This is a genomic window from Agarivorans sp. D1326, assembly GCF_056958115.1.
In genome coordinates this window covers 40,115-59,854 of sequence record NZ_JBTWEN010000001.1, presented here as the reverse complement: position 1 = coordinate 59,854, position 19,740 = coordinate 40,115, and the positions used below count along the sequence as shown (strand labels likewise).

Sequence of the window (19,740 nt, the reverse complement as noted above, 5' to 3'; positions counted from 1 at the left end):
TGCAGATTTTCTATGGCTCAATGGTAGGGCTCCATTGTAACCATTTTTCATCATAAATGGGCTGTAGTTCGTACTTATCCTGATCCTTGGCTGGTTTAGCTGTAGGTTCTTCATCGGGTGTCGCAAACGCAATGCCGCCAGTTAATAGTGTTTCCATTGAATCAAGACGAATGTTAGCGCCACCTAGGCCAAGTTTTACATCTACGCCCGAGGCATTCCAAAAGACACTATTTTCGCGCACCAAGTGGCGATAGGCTGAGTTTATGTTGAGGCGAGCTAAGATTTTTGAGCCATCCATAGCCAGTTTTGCATCATCAACAAAACCTACTTGATATTGCTTATAAAGTACCGGGCTGCCAACTTTTAACGAGCCAAAGTGGCTACTGCTAAGCCAAATATGTAAGGCATTTGTGTCGGTATTTGGTGCTTGTTTTTGTAAAACAAACTGTTGTGAGGGTTTGCCTTTTCCTGGAAGGGCATTAATAAAGTCGCCTTTTACCAAGGTATCTAAGTTTTTTACTTCAGATAGACTGATAGAGGCCGTTTCTTGCCAGTATAAGGCGCCACTGCGGGCGAAGTTTCTGTAAAAGGGGAAGTCCAACTCAGCATCTGCTTGTAGTTCGGAAAGGCTATCATTGAATTGCAAGTTGGTGACTTTACCAATTTGCTGTCCTTGGTATTTAATCGGCATGTTGTTGTAGAGGCCGTGGCTATCGTTAGTTGTTAGGCTAATCGCTAAATGACGCTTAGTTGCATCCTGTTTAGTTTTATGAACAGTTCGGATGCTTTCCTTAGTCAGTTCTTCGAAGTGATCAAAACTGATACCACCCATAACCAGTGATCTAAGCGATTCACTGTTTACCGACAAACCATCTAAACTGGCTTTAATTTCCAGTCCTGATGCGTGCCAGAATCGACTGTTATCCGTTACTAAGTGTCGATAGTTGCCAAAAACTTTGATTTTTAGGTCAATGCTGCCATCTTTTAACAAACTGTAGTGCTCAACTTCTCCTACCGGTACTCGTCTGAAAAGAACTGGCGCCCCTTCTCCTAATGACCCCAAATAATCTGTATTTAAGCGCAGTGATAAAGGTTTCTCTATTTTTGCTTTAGACAATTGAGCAGCTTGTTTGTTGTGATGTAGGGCATATTGACTTTGCTTACTGAGAGCATTGCTATGTCCGGGCATCAATATGATTGGGGAGTTTATAAAACCACTCAGACCGCTGCTTTCAACACTTATTCCATTTAGATCTGCTTCCACAGCTAGCGGACTTTGGTTATAAAATCGGCTGCCTTGGGTAAGTAGTTTGGTATATTGAGGCTGAATAAAAGCTTTTAGCTCAAAGCTGCGATCTATTAAGTCGATTTCAGTCACTTTACCTATGGTTAGCCCGTTGTAAACGATCGGGCTGTTAACTGCTAAACCCTTAACATTGTTAGTGGTAAAGCTGATGGACTTACTTCCAACGGGAGGTTTTGGTGATGTAGTAAGGGTAAACTCAGTTTGAAGCTCACCTTGCTCTGCAATCACTTCGATTTGCTTTGCACCAACTAGCGCACCAAGGTTTTTAACTCCGTTTAATCCTATTTCAGGTTTTATCAGAACTAATTGGGTTGTATCGTTAAACAGATCTTCATACTTAGGCTCGACCAAGGCTTTTGCTAAAAAATGGTCATGACTTCCGGTATTTTGAATATCATTGATAAACCCTATTACCGCGCCGCGATAAATTAGCTTGCTGCGGTTTGCTGCAAGACCATGTTGCTGCTGCATGGTAATTTGAATCGCTTTACCACGTTGAGAGTCTTTAAGGTTGTCAAAGAGGATAAAGTTTTGTCCTTTATCTGCAATAGCAGATTGAACGGGGCTATCAAAACTGACGCCACCGGAAATCACGCTGGCTAGGCTTTCACTAGAGATTTGCATCCCATCGAGAGAGATATCGGCCTCAAAACCGCTTACATTCCAAAACCGAGTATCAATTTTTACTAAATGGGAGAATTGTGGTTTGATTTGAATATCAAATTCTACATGGTGTTGATCATTTAATTGATAACGTTGTACTTCGCCTACTTTTATTTTTTTGAAGTAAACAGGGGAGCCAATATTTAGAGAGCCTAAATCGTTTGACGTAAGGCGTACATTTAAACCGTTACCCCTAATAATATTAGGAGGTTCGTTGAGTGCAACAAAGTCATCACTAAATTTACCTTTGCCGGGGTTTAGTTCAATGTAGTTACCAGATACTAGCGCGTCTAAACCGCTAATCTCTGTAATCGACGCTTTGGGCGTTACTAACCAGAATTGGCTATCTTCTTTTAGTAACTGCTCTGCTTCTCGTTTAACTTCTGCAACTACAATTACGCCTTCTAAATTAGGTGCAAGTTCTACCGTTTTCACTACGCCAATATCTAGACCTTGGTAAAACAACTGAGTTTGCCCAGCGGTAATACCTTTTGCGCTATCAAACACAATGTTGATTTTCACACCTGCTTCAGACCAAGCTTTGAATAGTAGCCAAGCGCCTAACAGCACAGCCAAAATGGGCAACAGCCAAATAGGGGAGATTACCTTCTCTTTTTTAAGTTCCGGTTTACTAGCGTTATTCAAGTTGTTTATCCCAAATTAGTCTTGTATCAAAAGATTTTGCTGCGAACAGTGTTAACAATACTACTGCGCCAAATGCAGTGGCGCCGGGTCCTGCTTCCACGCCTACTAAATTATTTCGTTCAAATACTGCAATCATGATAGACAGAACAAAAAGGTCGAGCATTGACCACTTACCAATAATGTCAATTATTCTATAGATAACAATCCGCTGTCGATTGTTCAGATTCAAATTAAATTGCAGGCTCAATAAGATAACAACCAAGCCGACAAGTTTCATTACAGGCACCACAATGCTGGCGACAAATACCACAATGGCAATCCCTACCATATCGTCCTTAATTAAGCTGATCACGCCAGACATAATGGTTTCGTATTGGGGGGCACCGCGAGTACTTAAAACGGTTATTGGCATTAAGTTCGCAGGGAACAGTCCAACAGTAGCGGCAATGATAAAAGCCCAACACTTTTGCATGCTTTGAGGGGTTCGTGAATGAACTCGCATATGGCAGCGCTGACAGTGGCTTTGTTCCTCGGGCATTGACAGTTTGCAGTGCCTGCATTGTTTTAAGCCTAGCTGTTTAGCGGATGTGTACATAACGCTCCCAGTATTCCGCTGGCTCTATACGTTGAATTAGGCGGGTAGAAAGTAGCAAGGTTATGCAGATACACCAAAGCCCATAGCCTAAATCGATATCGGCGTATTCTACTAGTTTAACCAAGGCGACCAAAAAACTAACGATGTAGACTTCAATCATACTCCAGTGGATAAGATCGTCTTGAAAATGCAACGCTGTTGCCAAAAAAGGAGCTTTCCAGCCTTTGCTTAAAGACAAAGAGGTATAACAGATTAAGCTGAATAGCAGAATTGGCGCGATGAAACTAGCTAGCACCACGCTGAACCCCACCAAATAATAGCCATTTTCAAGTAACAACACGGTGCCGCGCAGAATATTGGCTGAACTGGGGATCCCAAGGAATGTAAAGCTCAACAGCGGATAAGTGTTAGCAAGCGTAACCATAATCAAGCACGTTAACGCTAAGGCAAATTGGCTAGAGAAACGGGCTCTACGCCCCCGCGCAAGTGTGTGTTTGCAACGTGGACATATTAATACGTTTCCAGCCCTACAATGTGCTTGGGTGTCGACCAACAAATCGCAACTCGGGCAGATGGATAGCTTTGATAACTCAGAAGATTTCATACAGTACATATTAGCTAAGTCAGGCTAACTATGCTGTAAAAATTTGTCACTAGTAGTTTAAAAGTGAATGGTGCATACTACCCTGTATATAAAAACAGTAAATGGAGGCAGCGGTGGCTGTAATTATTAAATATGTCGTCGAACGTAACGGTGTAGAGAAAATGACTTTTAGTTCAAAAAAAGAAGCCGACAATTACGACAAAATGTTAGACGTAGCTGATCAGCTTACATTAATGATAAAGCATGCAGAACCTAAGATGAACGAGCAACAAGCCGAGAATCTAGGCTTTTACCTTTCTTCCCAGCGAAATGCACTGCAGCAAGTGCTCAAAGGCCAGGAGTTTGATGCATCGATGATAGAAGAAGAGGAGTAATGCAGTGACAGATGTATCTTCTCGTTATTTGACACTAAGTAAGCAATTAGACGCTTTGTTAGATAAAGACTTACCTTATATTTCTAATCTGGCTAACTTTTCTGCCTTATTATGGCTCGAGTTAGAAGAGATTAACTGGGTAGGGTGTTATTTGGCCGATAAAGCTAAAAAACAGCTGTTCTTAGGGCCGTTTCAAGGTAAACCTGCCTGTACTTCAATACAAGTTGGTCAAGGCGTATGTGGCTCGGCTTTTGCGCAGCAGCAAACCTTCCGTGTTGAAAATGTGCATGAGTTTCCAGGGCATATCGCTTGTGATAGTGCTAGCGAATCAGAAATCGTAGTGCCTTTATATCTTAATGGTGAACTGTTTGGCGTAGTAGATATTGATAGCCCACGTCTTAATCGATTCGAGCTAAGTGACCAAATTGGCATCGAGTATTTAGTTAAGGTGTTGGAAAATAAACTAAGTGATGTGCATTTTTAATGGCTTTTCAATATACGCTCACTATAATAGCCGAAATCAGCCCTGTCGCTGTACCAGTAAAGATGTATAAGAAAGGTCATCATGGAACAAACTAACAAACTGAAAAATAGCAAAGAAGTCATTCAATATTTGGCGACACAATTCCCAAACTGTTTTTCTACAGAAGGTGAAGCCAAGCCGCTTAAAATTGGTATTTTTCAGGACTTAGCTGAACGTCTTAAAGAAGACGAGAAAGTAAGTAATACCGTACTACGTTCTGCTCTGCGTCAATATACGTCTAGCTGGCGTTACCTACATGGCGTAAAAGTCGGCTCAAAACGCGTTGATTTAGACGGTGTAGAGGGCGCAGAAATTGAACAAGAGCATGTAGAACATGCACAAAAGACCTTAAAAGAAAGCAAAGATAAAGCCTTTGCTAACAAAAAGGCTCAAGCTGAAAAAGCTGACAAAAACAAAGCTGCTGCACGTAAACCAAAAGCTGATTTCAAGCGTACTAGTAAACCTAAAACTAGCGACAGCAAACCAGCAGCAGAGAAGAAGCCGATTGAAAAAATCGACAGTAAAGATTTAGTTGCAGGGAAGGAAGTTCGTGTATTGGTTGGAAAAACGCCAATGCCGGGTCAGATCTCAGAAGTAACAAAAGATGGCATTGCTGTTACACTTAAAAGCGGTATGTTAGTTAAAGTTAAAGCAGAACATATCGTTGCATAATTGATTTAGTAGTGAGATAGGTGCCTATGAAATATTTGAGCCGTCTGTGGCTATTTTTTTTAACGCTTAGTTACTCAACTCTGTTGTTGGCTCAAACGCCTACATTAGGACAAGATGCGCTACCCACTTTAAGCCAGCAAAGCCAACATGCTACAGCGGCAAAAAGAATTAGCGCTTTATATACCCGCTCTCACTACCGCAGTGTTCCTTTCGACGATGAATTATCTAGCGAAATCTTCGATAAGTTTATTCAGCAACTTGACTACAATCGTAGCTTGTTTTTGGAAGAAGATTTCTTACGCTTTGAACGTTATCGCTACAGCCTAGATCAAGACATACCAGCTGGTAGATTGGAACCGCTTTATTCCATTTTCGACCTGTCGCTTAAGCGTCGCTACCAACAATTAGTTTACTCTTTACAAGTGCTCGACGAGCCAATGGATTTTACTAAAGACGAACAGTTTCAATTTAATCGCAGCGAAGCTGATTGGCCTAGAACCCAAGCTGAGATTAAAGAACTGTGGCGCTTAAAGGTAAAATACGATGCGCTAAACTTAAAGTTAGCAGGCCGCGAACACGACAAGATCGTAGAAGTATTAGCCAAGCGCTATAACAGTGCGATTAAGCGTTTAGTGCAAACCGGCAGTGAAGATGTGTTCCAAACTGCAATGAACGCTTATTCTCGCGCCATCGAACCACATACTAGTTACTTATCTCCACGTACTGCAGAACGCTTCAAAATGGAAATGAATCTTTCATTAGAAGGCATTGGTGCAGTGCTGCAAGGTGAAGATGAGTACACGGTGATTCGAAGTTTGGTTCCTGGTGGACCTGCAGCGCTGAGCAACCAATTAGGTCCAGAAGACAAAATTGTTGGTGTTGCTCAAGGTGAAGATGAAATCGTTGATATTATTGGATGGCGATTAGATGACGTAGTTGATCTGATTAAAGGTCCAAAAGGCACTACTGTTCGTCTTGAGATACTTGCATCTGGTGGCAAAGTAGATGGTAAAACCAAAATCGTAGATATCGTTCGCGACAAGGTTCGCCTAGAAGACCGCGCTGCTAAAAGCGAGGTAATTGAAATTGAAGGCAAGAAAGTAGGGGTGCTTAATGTTCCTAGTTTCTATGTGAATTTGAGTGAAGATGCCAGCAAAGAGTTACGTAAATTAGATGAAGAGAATATCAGTTCTTTGATTGTTGATTTACGTGGCAACGGCGGTGGAGCATTAACTGAGGCAACCGCATTAACCGGTTTATTCATTCCACAAGGTCCGGTTGTGCAAGTACGCGATCAGCTTGGTCGAATTACGGTAAACAACGATACCAGTAATTCAGTCACTTACAGTGGCCCAATGGTTATTTTAATTGACCGTTACAGCGCTTCAGCGTCCGAAATTTTTGCCGCTGCCTTGCAAGATTATGGCAGAGCCATTGTTATTGGTGAGCAAAGTTACGGCAAAGGCACTGTGCAGCAGCACCGCGGTTTAGGTCGAATTTACGACTTGTACGAAAATGAACTTGGCCATGTGCAGTACACCATTGCTAAGTTTTACCGTATAAACGGTGGCAGTACTCAACATCGCGGCGTAATTCCTGATATCTCTTATCCTTCTGCCTTGTTGCCGGAAGAAACGGGAGAGAGCGTTGAAGATAATGCTTTGCCTTGGGATAAAATTAAAGCGGCTAACTATAAGTTGCTTGGCGATGTTAGCCCTTATATTGAAGCTTTAGATAAAAAGCATCAGGCTCGCATTGCAAAAGATCCAGAGTTTCAATACATCATTAGTGATATAGCTGATTATCGTAAAGACAAAGATATGAAGTCGGTAAGTCTTAATGAAAAAGCGAGGATCTCTCAGCGCGATGAAAAAGAGCAGAAACAACTTGCTCGCTTAAATGAGCGTTTAGTTCGCCTTGAACTGGAACCTGTTAAAGACTTAGAAGACGCGCCAAAAGATATTGATTTGGATGATGCTTTTTTAACTGAAGCTGCAGAGATTGCGGTTGATTACTTAGAACTTCGTAATCCAAGCTAAACAGATTTAGTTATCGATAAAAAAGCCAGCTAATCGCTGGCTTTTTTGTATTGGTTTAAAGCTTAACTAACAGGGGGCTGCAACGATTGATTGTTGTAGCTTTTTCACTTCTACAATCTTTACAGAGATGGTATCACCCACGCAATACTGTTTGTCTTTAGTGGCTAAACGGCCCAACTCACTTTCGATGGTGAGTTCTTCATCTTTACCCGCAAGCTTGGTTTTTGGAACAAAAGCAGAGGCACCACTGTCAACTAGACGAATATTAAGGCCACCACGGTTTATATTGCTAATTTCTGCCAACAAACATGTATTTGGATCTTGTTCTGCAAAATACTCGCAATACAGGTAGTTGGCCATTTCTCGTTCAGCAAACTTTTGCTTCTTGCGATTATCACTTAGATGTTCGGATAGCTCTTCAGATAATGGTGAAGTAGGTGTTTCGCCATTAATCACTGATTTAATAAGGCGATGATTTAACAGGTCGCTGTATTTTCGTATTGGAGAGGTCCAAGTTGCATACTTAGCTTCACCTAAACCAAAGTGAGGCAAACACTTTTCATTATAAACACCAAAATTAAAGTGGCGTTTTACCAACTGATCTAAACATTTATCGCCAGTCGCTGCGATGGTTCTTCTTAGTTGGCAGAAGTAATCGAGATCATTGAGCTTTTCTCGCTCAACCGGTAACTCAAACTTGGCCAGTAGCTCTACTAGTCCGTCTAGCTTCTCTTCTTTAAAACCAGAATGACATGCAAACACCCCAAAACCGAGTTTTTCATCTAGGAAGCGTCCGCCACAAATGTTGGCTGCCACCATTGCTTCTTCAATCATACGGTTTGCACTACGACGAGATTGGCGAAGAATATCAATAACCTGGCCTTTATTATCTAAGACAAACTCGTAGTCTGCTTGATCGCCAAACACCGAGGTGTTCTCTGCGCGCCATTGATTACGTTGCTCACTAAACAAGTTAAGTTGTTGTAAAGCTTCAGCTAGCTCAGCGTTTGATTCGAGTTCAGTGGCTTTTTGCTCTATAAAGTCCGATACCTGATTGTAGTTTAGGCGATGTTTGGACTGAACAGTAGCTAAGTAAAACTCAGCATTTTCTTGTAACTCACCATCAAGTCCAATCAGCATTTCACATACCAAGGCTGGACGAACTTGGTCAGCGACTAGCGAACAATGTTCGTTAGCCAACTTACTTGGCATCATCGGAACAGTGCGTGCTGGTAAGTACAAAGTGAATGCTCGTTGTTTGGCTGCTTTTTCAAGTTCGCTTTCACTGTTAATGTAAGCACTCGGATCCGCTATAGCGACCTTTAGCTTCCAATGTTCTGCTTCGCGCGTGATTGAGACTGCATCATCCATATCTTTGGTATTTTCACCGTCGATAGTGAAAAACAACTCGTTGGTTAGATCACGACGCTCAACTTCTTGGTCAATAATCACCAGGTCTTCAGCGAGTTCAGGCTGGTCCCAAGCTAATTGGTGCTTTTTGGTAGTAGCTTTCCATCGGGCAAAATTATCGTCACTTTCGGCGATAAACTCGAAGATCTCAGCTTGGAAGTGTTGTTCTTTAAGTGCGTGTTTAACCAGTCTAGCCAACACCCAATCACCTTGTTTAATTGAGAATCCACTATCTTTTATCACTTTTGCACTTAATAACTGGTTGATCAATGGATGGTCAACCTGCAGCTTAGTGCGTTTATCAACAAACTTTATACGGGCCACAAAGATATCTAATGCGGCTTCTACTAGTGTTTCCGGTTCTGCTGCTTCTTTACCGTTATTTTCGCGAATAGCTGCGCTAATTCGGTCGCCGTGAATTAGCTTTTTCATCATTGGAGGAGAGATGAAATAGCTTTTTTTGTTGTCTGTTTGAAGGAAACCGAAGTTCTTCTCAGTAGCTTTTACTACACCTTCAACAGTGGGAATGGTCTCTCTAATTTGCTGCTTTAGTTGAGCCAATAGAGGGTTATCTTTAAGCATAAAGGCTTCCATTTTTTATCGTGAAAGCACTATACCCAAAGGTTTATCGCTATTCTAGCGAAACAGTACTGGTTTATTGGGTTTGGCTCGAGCTAAACTAAAAACAAATCAGTAACGACTAAAGAGCAGGGATGAGTAAAGATCAAGAAAAGCATCAGCAACGACAGGAAAAGTTGAAAGCAAGTGTGGATGCTAAAGTTGAAGATGCACAAATTGAAAAGGGTTTAGTGCTGGTTATTACCGGTAACGGTAAGGGTAAATCGACAGCTGGTTTTGGTAATGTTGCGCGTGCTACTGGGCATGGTTACAAAGCAACGGTGGCGCAATTTATTAAAGGCGGCTGGGAATGCGGAGAACGCAATCTTCTGCAAAATAACGGGGTAGAGTTTGCCACTATGGCAACAGGGTTTACTTGGGAGACTCAAAACCGAGAACTTGATACCCAAGCTGCGCAAGAAGTATGGCAACGCTGTAAGCAGTGGCTAGCTGATCCATCAATCTACTTGGTATTGTTGGACGAAATTACTTACATGTTAAGTTATGACTACCTAGATGTTGAAGAGGTTGTCGAAGCAATTAAGCAGCGACCTGCAGAGCAATCGGTAGTGGTAACTGGCCGTGCATGTCATCGCAAAGTGCTTGATATTGCAGACACCATTTCTGAAGTAAAAAATGTTAAGCATGCTTTTGAATCAGGAATCAAAGCTCGCCAGGGCATTGATTGGTAAATTTCTAAAGTGGCTTTAGGGCCACTCTCTCACCTGTATTTAAACATACGAAAATATTTTCTGATATTTTTCTTTTTCTTGGAAAATTAATTCAATTTTCGTGTTGTTTATTAAAACCGCGCCAACTTTTTCTACAAACAAATTTGTACACTGTATCAAACGCAATTAGCCGAGATAATCCATGAAACAGTGGCAACAATACATAGACTTAGTTCAATCTGAAGTGGTACCTGCATTAGGTTGCACCGAACCCGTTACTGTTGCGCTTGCTAGCGCTAAAGCTGCGGAATTACTTGGCGGTTTACCAGACTCTATTCAAGTTAAGGTAACTCCAAATCTTTACAAGAATGGCATGGGAGTATTTGTACCAGGCACTGGTAAGGCTGGTTTACCTATAGCTGCTGCTGTAGGTGCGACAGCTGGAGATGCGAGTAAAGGTTTAGAAGTACTGGCGACAATCTCGAAAGAAACGCTTTGCAAGGCAAATCAAATGCTGAGTAAACGCCAAGTTAGTGTATCAATGGTAAGCAATGATGACGTGTTGTATACGGTGGTAAATGCCAGCCGCAATCAAGATAAGGTTGAGGTTTGCATTGCAAAGTCACATACCCGCTTTGAATACATCGTAAAGAATGGAGCAGTAGTGCAGCAAGCCAAAGCTGTGCAATGTGTTCAAAGCACTGAAACGAATCACCTTAAACTTTCAATAGAGCAAATCGTAGACTTTGTTGAAAACGTGCCACTTACACAGATTGCTTTTATTAAACGTGCGGCTAGCTTAAACCGAGCGTTAGCTGAGACTGGGTTATCGGGGAATTACGGCTTAGCGCTAGGCGCCAGTTTACAAGCGCAAGTAGAGCAGGGGCTACTTGCCGATGATTTGATAAATCGTGCAATGCGTTTGGGCGCGGCAGCATCGGATGCTCGAATGGGCGGAGCTCAACAAGCGGCAATGAGTAACTCGGGTAGCGGGAATCAAGGCATAGCTGCCACCATGCCGGTTGTGGCTTATGCAGAAATAAAGCAGCTAGATGATGATGCTTTTGTTCGCGCTTTAATGCTAAGCCATTTGGTTGCTATTTACGTTAAGTCGAAGCAAAACAAATTGTCAGCCTTATGTGCTGCCACTACCGCTGCTATGGGCGCTAGTGCAGCACTCACTTGGTTGATGGGAGGTAGGTTGGCTGCAATTCATCGTGCAATTAACTCCATGGTTGGAGATGTTTCCGGGGTGTTTTGCGATGGCGCCAAAGCTGGTTGTGCAATGAAGGTATCAACTGGAGCCAGTAGTGCAGTTAAGTCTGCCATTCTTGCTGTTGCGGGTAGTAGCGTATCGGCTCAGCAAGGAATTGTGTTTGAGTCAGCCGATGATAGTATCGCTCAGCTCGGAATTATGTCTAAAACTGCCATGCTTTCTACAGACGAAGCCATTATCGCCACCATGCAGAACAAGCAGGCTAGTTAAGCTATAAGTTAAAGGCAATTGGAAACCAAGCTTTGCGTTGAGATGGCGCTTTTGCTAATAAGATTTGCTAGTCTTAAACAATGAATTTATGGCACTTATTCCCAAAACAATTATTAGAAATTGAGCAAATACTGCTAATGCCGTATTTGCTTATTCCTTCCTATGGTTATTTAGTTTTCGTGGCAGTTTCTAAGGCAAACCTTCGTAGGCCTTTAATCGTTTTTCTGTTGCTCTCCGGATTGACTAGTGCCTTGATGGTCTCCAGCTTTGGTCCGAATATGGGTAAAATTCTACCGCCTTTAATGCTAATAGTGGTGGTATTGTTTCCTGTTTATCAGCTCATTCGGTCATTTCGACAGCCAGAGGTTAGCGCCAAATGGCTTTGGTTTATCGCTATTATAGCCGGGCTGGTGCATAGCCTTAGTTGGGCACTTTGGTTTGTCGCTATGGCTAACGCTTAATGAGTGACAAATTGGGCTTGTAAGGCATCCATGGCTAGTTGAACTTTCTGCTTTTCGTTGGGGTTAACTTTATGTACCAAACTAAGCTCAAAGGGATAACTGTATTCATTGGGTTTTATTAAGCGAATGATTTGTCGGTCTATATAAGGCTGCGCTTCACTTAAGGGTAAATAGCCAATGTAAGCACCAGATAGTATTAGGGCTAACCGGCTGTCGAATTGGTATCCCTTGGCGCCAAAGTTAAGTTGCTGAAGTTGAGCTCGTCCTTTAGGGTTTAGCTCAATACTAGGGTGAATCGCGGCATGTTTAGCTAACAGCTCGCGATCGATATCAGCATCGAGAGTGCCGAATAACGGAGATTGCTTGCTGGCACACAAATATATAGATTCACTAAACACTACTTCACTCAAAAGCCCGTCAATGCTTCGGTAAGCGGGGTAAAACCCAACATGAGCTTGGTTGTTGATCAAGGCAGACTCAATGTTTGCTACCGATTCCATGTTAAGTGATATACAAAGTCTTGGTGCTTGCTGCTTAATTGCAGTCACTGCCTTGGCTATGTTTTCAATACTCCTGTGATCAAGCAGATCGGAATAAAGGATAACAAGCTCGCCAGTAAGAGGTTTACCCAAGTTATCTACCAGCGATGCAAACTCTTGAATAGATGAAAACAGCTGCAGGCATGCCTGATAAACAGTTTGGCCTCGCTCGGTAAGGGCAAAACCGGCCCTGCCTCTCACGCATAACTTAATGTTCATTCTACTTTCAAGGCTAGACATATGAACACTAATGGTTGAACGAGTGATCCCCAAACTATGTTCAGCAGCTGCGAAGCCGCCATGTTCAACTACTGCCTTAAATACTCTTAACAAGCGCAAATCATATTCACTAAGCTGTTTGCCGGATAACGGATCTAACATAGTTTTATAAATACCAAACTAAAGTTTTATTGTTTGATATTTAACATCGTTTTAGATTGGTATTCAATGGACTAAAACAAGTTACAAGGGAAGTGAGCACAAATGGAAGCGATTCAATACTCAAGTTTGATAAAAACACAGTCTTACATCAATGGCTGTTGGCATGCTTCTCAGCAACGTTTTTCAGTACACAATCCGGCTAATCAGCAATGCTTGCTTGAGGTAGACGACTGCGGCTTGCAAGGTGTTGAATTGGCAATTCAAGCCGCTAAGGCAGCTCAAAAGGCGTGGGCTACTAAATCAGCCAATGAGCGGGGCAATTTGCTGAGAAAATGGTATCAACTGATTATGCAGCATCAAGACGATTTAGCGAGCATCCTCACCCAAGAGCAAGGTAAGCCCTTAGCCGAAGCAAAGGGAGAAATAGCTTATGGTGCCGCTTTTTTAGACTGGTTTGCTGAAGAAGGTAAGCGCTGTTACGGCGATGTAATACCAGCGCCAGCTGGTGACAAACGTATTGTTGTGCTTAAGCAAGCTGTGGGTGTGGTGGCTGCAGTAACGCCTTGGAATTTTCCTAACGCCATGATTGCACGAAAAGCTGCAGCAGCCTTAGCGGCAGGGTGTACTTTTGTGGTTCGCCCAGCTCAGCTTACCCCGATCTCAGCGCTCGCGTTGGCGCAATTGGCCGAAGAAGCCGGCATTCCACCAGGTGTGTTTAATGTAGTTGTAGGTGAAGATGCCAGGGGCATGGGCAAGTTACTAACCGAAAGCCCAGATGTGGCCAAATTTACCTTTACTGGCTCCACGGCGGTGGGCAAACAGTTGATAGCTCAGTGTGCGAGTACGGTTAAAAAAGTATCTATGGAGTTAGGAGGAAACGCGCCATTTATTGTATTTGATGACGCTGATATCGATGCAGCGGTGCAAGGAGCAATAGCTTCTAAATACCGAAATGCTGGGCAAACTTGTGTGTGTGCTAACCGCTTTCTGGTTCAAAAGAGTGTTTATCGGCAATTTAGTGAAAAGCTTGTAGAGGCACTAGCAAAACTCAAAGTAGGTGACGGGATGCAAACAGATGTCGATATAGGCCCAATGATAAGCGAGCAAGCGAAAGAAGCCGTGCATGAATTGGTGGTTGATTCGCAGAAAGCTGGCGCAAAGGTCATTTATGGCGGGCAAGCTCATCAAGCGGGTAAACAGTTTTATCAACCCACCATTATGACTCAGGTAAGCAACGATATGCCGATTGCTAAAAATGAAATATTTGGCCCTGTAGCACCACTAATTATGTTTGATACAGAAGAGCAAGCCATAGCCTTGGCCAATGATACTGAATATGGCTTAGCAGCTTATTTTTACACTCGCGATATTGGTCGAGTATGGCGTGTTGGTGAAGCGTTGGAATATGGCATGGTTGGCATAAACGAAGGGATTATCTCAAACGCGGCTGCACCCTTTGGCGGCGTTAAACAATCGGGTAACGGGCGAGAAGGCTCGCACTATGGTTTAGATGACTACACAGAGATTAAGTATTTGTGTATGGGCGGCGTAAACAGCTAACAATAGGAGACAGGGATGAATAACCAACAACTACAAGAAAGAAAACAAAGCGTTATTGCACGCGGCCAAGGCAATGTTTATCCAGTTTATGCTGAGCGAGCATTAAATGCAGAGCTGTGGGACGTAGAAGGTAAGCGTTATATCGATTTTGCCACTGGTATTGCTGTATGTAATACCGGCCATAGCCACCCAAAAGTTGTGGCTGCAGTAAAACAGCAACTGGATAAGTTTAGCCATACTTGTGTAATGATTAATCCCTACGAGAGCGCAGTAGAGTTAGCAGAAAAGCTTGTAGCTATTGCGCCAGGTGATAGCGATAAAAAGGCCATGTTTGTAACCACCGGGGCAGAAGCGGTCGAAAATGCGGTTAAAATCGCACGGGCTGCTACTGGGCGTCGCGGGGTTATTGCGTTTAATGGTGGTTTTCATGGTAGAACAAATCTTACTATGGCGTTAACCGGAAAAATTACGCCTTACAAACATCAATTTGGCCCCTTTGCCGGAGACATTTATCACGCCCCTTACCCTATGCAAATGCACGGTATAAGCAGTGAGCAAAGCCTGCAAGCACTCAGCAACATCTTTAAGGTCGATATCGCTGCAGAAGATGTAGCGGCATTAATCGTTGAGCCTATCCAAGGTGAGGGTGGTTTTTATCCTGCTCCTAAAGAATTCTTACAGGCACTTAGAGTGCTTTGTGACCAACACGGTATCGTTTTAATCATGGATGAAATTCAAACTGGCTTTGGAAGAACCGGCAAAATGTTTAATTGCGAGTATGCCGAAGTTGAGCCTGATTTGATTACCATGGCAAAAGGCATTGCTGGCGGCTTTCCGTTGTCGGCGGTGGTTGGGAAATCATCAATCATGGATGCTCCTTTACCTGGTGGATTAGGCGGTACCTACGGTGGTTCGCCGGTAGCGTGCAGCGCGGCTTTGGCGGTTCTTGATGTGATTGAAGAGCAAGATTTGGTGGCGCGTGCTAATCGAATTGGCCAACAGTTTGGTGAATACTTGCATTCCTTGCAGCAGCAATTTCCCGACCTGATTGGCGACATTCGGATCTCAGGGGCGATGATTGCCATGGAGCTCATCGAAGATGGCGATGTAACCCGCGCCAATACGGCATTAACTCAAGCGCTCATTGCCAATGCCGCAAATTATGGCCTTGTACTATTAGCCTGTGGTTTTTATGGGAATGTGATTCGCTTTCTACCAGCACTAACTATTGAGGATGAGATAGTTGATGAAGGTATGCAGCAGTTTTGTCGCTTATTTAAATCTTTAGCCGGTTAATTCAAAGCAAATTCAAACAAGTTAACTTAAAGCAGTGCTCACTAAGCGCTGCTTTTTTTGTTGTTTTAAAGCTATACAAGCGCTTGCTGCTTAGCTATGTTGTTATCTAAGGTCATGATTAAAAGCAATGTTTTGTGATAGCCTCGCTTTCCAAATTGCTTAAGTAATTAACGTTTTATAGGAAATAAAATGCCGCACCCGTTGCCCAATAGCCCGAGCACTTTACTTGTTTTACTAAGGTGGCTGTTATTGCTAATCCCCTTGGCCTTTGTGGTAGGTTCGTTAAACGCCTTGTTTTTGTATTTGCTCGATTATGCTAGCCATACACGAGCCGATAACCCTCACTTGTTGTACTTCTTGCCTTTGGCTGGCGTAGTGGTGGTTTTTATCTATCGCCGCTTTGGAAAAAACTCCGAATCAGGCAACAATCTCATCATTGATGAGATCCATCAACCTGGTGCAGGTATTCCTGCTCGTATGGCGCCTTTGGTACTTATATCCACAGTAGTTACTCATTTGTTTGGTGGCTCTGCCGGTCGCGAAGGAACCGCCGTTCAAATCGGAGGAGCATGCAGTGCCGCATACGGAAAGCTATTCAAACTTAGTGGTCGAGACTATCAGATTTTGCTTAGCGCTGGGGTAGCAGCTGGATTCTCCGCCTTATTTAGCACGCCTCTTGCTGCCACTATTTTCGCGATTGAAGTCTTGGCGGTAGGTAGGATCCGCTTCGATTCAGTTATCCCTGCTTTATTTGCAGCGATATTAGCTGACTTAGTGTGTTCCGCTTGGGGCACGCCTCATACCCAATACAAAATCGATTTTCTGGAACACGTGATGCTGTTTGAGCATGTGGTTCATGTAGATTTGATCATGTTAGGTAAGGTGCTTATCGCCGCTGTAGCGTTCGGTATAACTGGTTACCTGTTTGGCGAAACGGTGTTTGTACTTAAAGATATCTTTAAACACGTATTTAAGAACCCTTATTTGATAGCAGTAATTGGTGGGCTGATAGTCATTGGCATTGTGAGCCTAATTGGTAATCAAGACTACATAGGTCTGGGAGTTAACAGTTATCGTGAAGGCGGGGTAAGTATAATAAGTGCCTTTAACGAAGGAGGAGCTGAATGGTACAGCTGGATGCTTAAGTTGTTGCTAACGGCAATCACTCTTGCTGCTGGGTTTAAAGGCGGTGAAGTAACACCATTGTTTTTCATCGGGGCTACCTTAGGTAACACCTTGGCGTGGATAATGGGCGCACCAGTAGATTTGTTTGCAGCAATTGGTTTTATTGCAGTGTTTGCCGCAGCTACCAACACGCCTTTAGCCTGTACCATTATGGGTGTTGAGTTGTTTGGCTCCGATCATTTACTGTATTTTGCTGTAGCTTGTTTTGTTGCCTATTACTTTAGTGGTCACACTGGTATTTATTCGGCGCAACGGGTGGCAGTACCAAAGTCTACAAACTTTGCGGCGCACGAAAAAACCTTGGGTGAAATTAGGGCGGCCAATAACCGTTTGGTGTCTTGGTTAAAAAAACGAAGCAAATAAATGCAAGCTAAAACGCGTCACTCATCTTTATTAGTATTGGCCATATTGTTATGGCCAAGTATAGCGTTTGCTTACCCTGGCAACTTGACCACCCATTTTGAAGGTGAAGAGTTAAAAGCAACCGTCACCTCAAACACTGATCGGCCAATCCGTTGTCAGCTTTCTGCAGGCCCAGATATTGTGTGGATGGAGATTCAAGACAAACAAGAGAATTTTAAATTTGCCAAAGGCTATAAAACTCATCACCTTAGCTTGTATTGCAAGATTATCGAGCAGAAAACCAAAGCCAGGCCTTGGCGTTTAAACCCTTATAACACACCCATTCCTGAGTGGAATAAGGTCATCTTTCCAGATTAGCCTTGGCAATCTTAAGCCATTTCCATGGCTTGTCGCTGAGCTTTAAATGGGCAGGGTGAACCATCAATGACTAAATCACTTAGTCTCTCCGGTTTTGGTATATCTTTTTCATCAATATCGAGTTGGCTAGCCAGTAAGCGGCTAAACATTTGCCAGCTTTTTAATTGGCAAAACTCTTCGGTTTCGCCAGGATAGGGCTTAGCTAGTAATGGCGCTAAGGTTGAAGAAGAGGTGGCAAAAATGGTTAGTAACCATTTTAGTTCGCCAATGTTGAAGTGTTTTACATATCCTTGCTTGTGGCATTCAATCACAAGGTCTTCAAGAATCTTTCGTACTTGATCATCTTCTTCTAAGAAATACTCAAACAATTCTTGTTCGTTATTTACTGCATCATTAAGCAGCCTAACCGGCTGAGGGTCGACCTGCAGTGCAGCTAAGATCTTAATTAGCAAATCAAACAACTGATGACGACAAGACAAGCCATGTTCTTGCTCAGCAACCAATAAGTTTACGTAGGCTAAAAATTGCTGGTGCATGCAGTCACATATATGCTGCCAAATCTGTAGCTTAGAGCCGAAATGATGGCGGATGAGGGTATGAGACACACCAGCTTGTTCACTAATCGCGCGCAGTGATACAACGGCATAGCCTTTACTGGCAAAAAGATCTGCGGCTGCGATTAAAATCTTAGTGCGGGTTTCTTCTGCTACTTTGGCGCTTTGTCGTCCGGTGCGTTTTTCAGTCATCTTCTATAATTACTTAACTTGAATTCACAGTGCTTTTTAAACTAAGCGTAGTCTATCACAAATTTTACTTTCCATGTGGAAAGTAAAGCTTGATCGGCAAGCAAGTGATCAATATACTTTCCGCCTGGAAAGTATATATGACTGTTTGTTCAACTGGAGCAACTAATGAGAACAAATTTAACAAACAAAGCCGTTTGGCAGCGGCTTAGTTTTGTGGGCCTGATGATGCTGGTATTGCAAGCTTGCGAACCCGCTCACTCAGAGCCAGTTACTGAAATTGTAAAACCCGTGAAGTTATTGGAAGTGCCAGAAACGTTCAACGCTGTTGACTACAACTTCGTAGCGCAGGTTCAAGCGACAAGCCGAGCTCAGTTGGCTTTTCAAGTATCAGGTGAAATACAGCAATTGAACGTGAGAATGGGGCAGTTTGTAAATAAAGGGGATTTACTTGCCGCTCTTGACCCTCATGATTTTCAATTGGCTGTTGATGCGCGTAAAGCTCAATTTGATTTAGAGAAAGCTCGTCGTACAAGATCAGAGCAGTTATTTGCTAAGAAGTTGATTTCCGAGGATAACTACGATCAAGTTCTTACTGCCTACACAGAAGCACAAGCTAATTTGGACCAAGCGGCCACTGATTTAGCCTACACCAAACTTCATGCGCCGTTCTCCGGGGTTGTATCACTAACTTACGCAAAGCAATTCCAGTTTGCCGGTGCAAAACAGCCAGTGTTGAGTTTGTTGGGCGATGAGCAATTAGACTTAGTCTTTAACTTACCTGTAACTATTACCGAACGCCTGAATTTAGCCGAACTACGTGAAGCAAAACTATGGGTGACCTTAGGAAACTTTAAAGGTGTCGAGTTACCCGCTCGTTTTAAAGAGATCTCTACCCAACCTGATCCCGATACCAATAGTTATACGGTGACCTTAACCATCATAAGGCCAGAGCACTTAAACATCTTACCTGGCATGTCTGGTGCGGTTTATGTGCGTAATGAGTCTGAAACCGATAACGGCTTAGCCTTACCTAAAGGTGCTTTCATCCAAATTGATGAGCAGCAAGCGCAAGTGTGGCGAGTGGTGCCTGAAACAATGCGAATAGAAGCAGTGGACGTACAACTAAATCAACAAGGTTTGGTTATTAAAGGTTTAGATGCCGGAGATAGCATTGTAGTTGCAGGCGCTAAGTCGTTAAATGCTGGCCAAATAATACGGCCTTGGCAACGTGAAGGAGGTATTTAGA

Annotated in this window: 17 protein-coding genes; 11 read left to right on the top strand and 6 right to left on the bottom strand. The window is 43.0% G+C overall.

Features of this window, described 5'->3' with window-relative positions; translation table 11 throughout:
* Positions 1–10: 10 nt before the first annotated feature.
* The 3 genes from ACYFDN_RS00280 to ACYFDN_RS00270 are packed head-to-tail and all read right to left on the bottom strand — an operon-like array spanning position 11 to position 3,633.
* A complete protein-coding gene (locus ACYFDN_RS00280) occupies positions 11–2,614 on the bottom strand; it encodes an MlaD family protein (protein WP_483509594.1) in 2,604 nt (867 codons plus the stop codon).
* Positions 2,607–3,209, bottom strand: coding sequence for a paraquat-inducible protein A (locus ACYFDN_RS00275; RefSeq protein ID WP_016403330.1), 603 nt, complete (start codon positions 3,207–3,209; stop codon positions 2,607–2,609). The genes ACYFDN_RS00280 and ACYFDN_RS00275 overlap by 8 nt, the downstream gene beginning before the upstream one ends.
* Complete coding sequence (locus tag ACYFDN_RS00270) at positions 3,193–3,633, bottom strand: paraquat-inducible protein A (protein ID WP_040307540.1); 441 nt, start codon at positions 3,631–3,633, stop codon at positions 3,193–3,195. The genes ACYFDN_RS00275 and ACYFDN_RS00270 overlap by 17 nt, the downstream gene beginning before the upstream one ends.
* A gap of 293 nt (positions 3,634–3,926) precedes the next feature.
* Between ACYFDN_RS00270 and ACYFDN_RS00265 the strand changes: the two genes are divergently transcribed.
* The 4 genes from ACYFDN_RS00265 to prc all read left to right on the top strand — a co-directional run bounded on the left by ACYFDN_RS00265 (position 3,927) and on the right by prc (position 7,421).
* Positions 3,927–4,187 carry a YebG family protein gene (locus ACYFDN_RS00265; protein WP_220721289.1) on the top strand — a complete coding sequence of 87 codons (261 nt, stop codon included), beginning with the start codon at positions 3,927–3,929 and terminating at the stop codon, positions 4,185–4,187.
* A gap of 4 nt (positions 4,188–4,191) precedes the next feature.
* Positions 4,192–4,671, top strand: coding sequence for a GAF domain-containing protein (locus ACYFDN_RS00260; protein WP_483509591.1), 480 nt, complete (start codon positions 4,192–4,194; stop codon positions 4,669–4,671).
* An 81-nt stretch (positions 4,672–4,752) separates the two neighbouring features.
* Positions 4,753–5,382 carry an RNA chaperone ProQ gene (gene proQ / locus ACYFDN_RS00255; RefSeq protein WP_016403326.1) on the top strand — a complete coding sequence of 210 codons (630 nt, stop codon included), beginning with the start codon at positions 4,753–4,755 and terminating at the stop codon, positions 5,380–5,382.
* A 26-nt stretch (positions 5,383–5,408) separates the two neighbouring features.
* Complete coding sequence (gene prc / locus ACYFDN_RS00250) at positions 5,409–7,421, top strand: carboxy terminal-processing peptidase (protein ID WP_483509589.1); 2,013 nt, start codon at positions 5,409–5,411, stop codon at positions 7,419–7,421.
* Between the two features lie 66 nt (positions 7,422–7,487).
* On the opposite strand, the gene ACYFDN_RS00245 is transcribed toward prc, so the two are convergent.
* On the bottom strand, positions 7,488–9,413 hold the full coding sequence (locus ACYFDN_RS00245; protein ID WP_483509588.1) for an exoribonuclease II: 1,926 nt from the start codon (positions 9,411–9,413) through the stop codon (positions 7,488–7,490).
* A 131-nt stretch (positions 9,414–9,544) separates the two neighbouring features.
* Between ACYFDN_RS00245 and cobO the strand changes: the two genes are divergently transcribed.
* Both cobO and ACYFDN_RS00235 read left to right on the top strand, forming a co-directional pair.
* A complete protein-coding gene (cobO, locus tag ACYFDN_RS00240) occupies positions 9,545–10,141 on the top strand; it encodes a cob(I)yrinic acid a,c-diamide adenosyltransferase (RefSeq protein ID WP_016403323.1) in 597 nt (198 codons plus the stop codon).
* 181 nt (positions 10,142–10,322) lie between these two features.
* A complete protein-coding gene (locus tag ACYFDN_RS00235; protein ID WP_483509586.1) occupies positions 10,323–11,606 on the top strand; it encodes an L-cysteine desulfidase family protein in 1,284 nt (427 codons plus the stop codon).
* A gap of 457 nt (positions 11,607–12,063) precedes the next feature.
* On the opposite strand, the gene ACYFDN_RS00230 is transcribed toward ACYFDN_RS00235, so the two are convergent.
* Positions 12,064–12,987 carry a LysR family transcriptional regulator gene (locus tag ACYFDN_RS00230; protein ID WP_483509584.1) on the bottom strand — a complete coding sequence of 308 codons (924 nt, stop codon included), beginning with the start codon at positions 12,985–12,987 and terminating at the stop codon, positions 12,064–12,066.
* A 102-nt stretch (positions 12,988–13,089) separates the two neighbouring features.
* On the opposite strand from ACYFDN_RS00230, the gene ACYFDN_RS00225 reads away from it, so the two are divergent.
* From ACYFDN_RS00225 to ACYFDN_RS00210, 4 genes are all read left to right on the top strand, one after another.
* On the top strand, positions 13,090–14,547 hold the full coding sequence (locus ACYFDN_RS00225; RefSeq protein ID WP_483509583.1) for an NAD-dependent succinate-semialdehyde dehydrogenase: 1,458 nt from the start codon (positions 13,090–13,092) through the stop codon (positions 14,545–14,547).
* A gap of 15 nt (positions 14,548–14,562) precedes the next feature.
* Positions 14,563–15,843: a 4-aminobutyrate--2-oxoglutarate transaminase gene (gene gabT, locus ACYFDN_RS00220; RefSeq protein WP_483509581.1), complete on the top strand. Its 1,281-nt coding sequence runs from the start codon at positions 14,563–14,565 to the stop codon at positions 15,841–15,843.
* Positions 15,844–16,032: 189 nt separating this feature from the next.
* Positions 16,033–17,391 carry a voltage-gated chloride channel family protein gene (locus ACYFDN_RS00215; RefSeq protein ID WP_483509580.1) on the top strand — a complete coding sequence of 453 codons (1,359 nt, stop codon included), beginning with the start codon at positions 16,033–16,035 and terminating at the stop codon, positions 17,389–17,391.
* Positions 17,392–17,748, top strand: a complete 357-nt coding sequence (locus ACYFDN_RS00210; protein ID WP_016403316.1) for a hypothetical protein — start codon at positions 17,392–17,394, stop codon at positions 17,746–17,748.
* Positions 17,749–17,759: 11 nt separating this feature from the next.
* Here the strand turns inward: ACYFDN_RS00210 and ACYFDN_RS00205 are convergent, their stop codons facing one another.
* Entirely contained in the window at positions 17,760–18,494 is a 735-nt protein-coding gene (locus ACYFDN_RS00205; protein ID WP_221073748.1) for a TetR/AcrR family transcriptional regulator, read from the bottom strand.
* 165 nt (positions 18,495–18,659) lie between these two features.
* On the opposite strand from ACYFDN_RS00205, the gene ACYFDN_RS00200 reads away from it, so the two are divergent.
* Complete coding sequence (locus tag ACYFDN_RS00200) at positions 18,660–19,739, top strand: efflux RND transporter periplasmic adaptor subunit (RefSeq protein ID WP_016403314.1); 1,080 nt, start codon at positions 18,660–18,662, stop codon at positions 19,737–19,739.
* The last annotated feature ends 1 nt before the right edge of the window (position 19,740 follow it).

Excerpts from the sequence above, each read along its gene's own strand:
- ACYFDN_RS00275 (WP_016403330.1), bottom strand. The coding sequence starts at position 3,209 with ATGTACACATCCGCTAAACAGCTAGGCTTAAAACAATGCAGGCACTGC.
- ACYFDN_RS00270 (WP_040307540.1), bottom strand. The coding sequence starts at position 3,633 with ATGGTTACGCTTGCTAACACTTATCCGCTGTTGAGCTTTACATTCCTT.
- proQ (WP_016403326.1), top strand. The coding sequence starts at position 4,753 with ATGGAACAAACTAACAAACTGAAAAATAGCAAAGAAGTCATTCAATAT.
- prc (WP_483509589.1), top strand. The coding sequence starts at position 5,409 with ATGAAATATTTGAGCCGTCTGTGGCTATTTTTTTTAACGCTTAGTTAC.
- ACYFDN_RS00245 (WP_483509588.1), bottom strand. The coding sequence starts at position 9,413 with ATGCTTAAAGATAACCCTCTATTGGCTCAACTAAAGCAGCAAATTAGA.
- cobO (WP_016403323.1), top strand. The coding sequence starts at position 9,545 with ATGAGTAAAGATCAAGAAAAGCATCAGCAACGACAGGAAAAGTTGAAA.
- ACYFDN_RS00235 (WP_483509586.1), top strand. The coding sequence starts at position 10,323 with ATGAAACAGTGGCAACAATACATAGACTTAGTTCAATCTGAAGTGGTA.
- ACYFDN_RS00230 (WP_483509584.1), bottom strand. The coding sequence starts at position 12,987 with ATGTTAGATCCGTTATCCGGCAAACAGCTTAGTGAATATGATTTGCGC.
- ACYFDN_RS00225 (WP_483509583.1), top strand. The coding sequence starts at position 13,090 with ATGGAAGCGATTCAATACTCAAGTTTGATAAAAACACAGTCTTACATC.
- gabT (WP_483509581.1), top strand. The coding sequence starts at position 14,563 with ATGAATAACCAACAACTACAAGAAAGAAAACAAAGCGTTATTGCACGC.
- ACYFDN_RS00215 (WP_483509580.1), top strand. The coding sequence starts at position 16,033 with ATGCCGCACCCGTTGCCCAATAGCCCGAGCACTTTACTTGTTTTACTA.
- ACYFDN_RS00210 (WP_016403316.1), top strand. The coding sequence starts at position 17,392 with ATGCAAGCTAAAACGCGTCACTCATCTTTATTAGTATTGGCCATATTG.
- ACYFDN_RS00205 (WP_221073748.1), bottom strand. The coding sequence starts at position 18,494 with ATGACTGAAAAACGCACCGGACGACAAAGCGCCAAAGTAGCAGAAGAA.
- ACYFDN_RS00200 (WP_016403314.1), top strand. The coding sequence starts at position 18,660 with ATGAGAACAAATTTAACAAACAAAGCCGTTTGGCAGCGGCTTAGTTTT.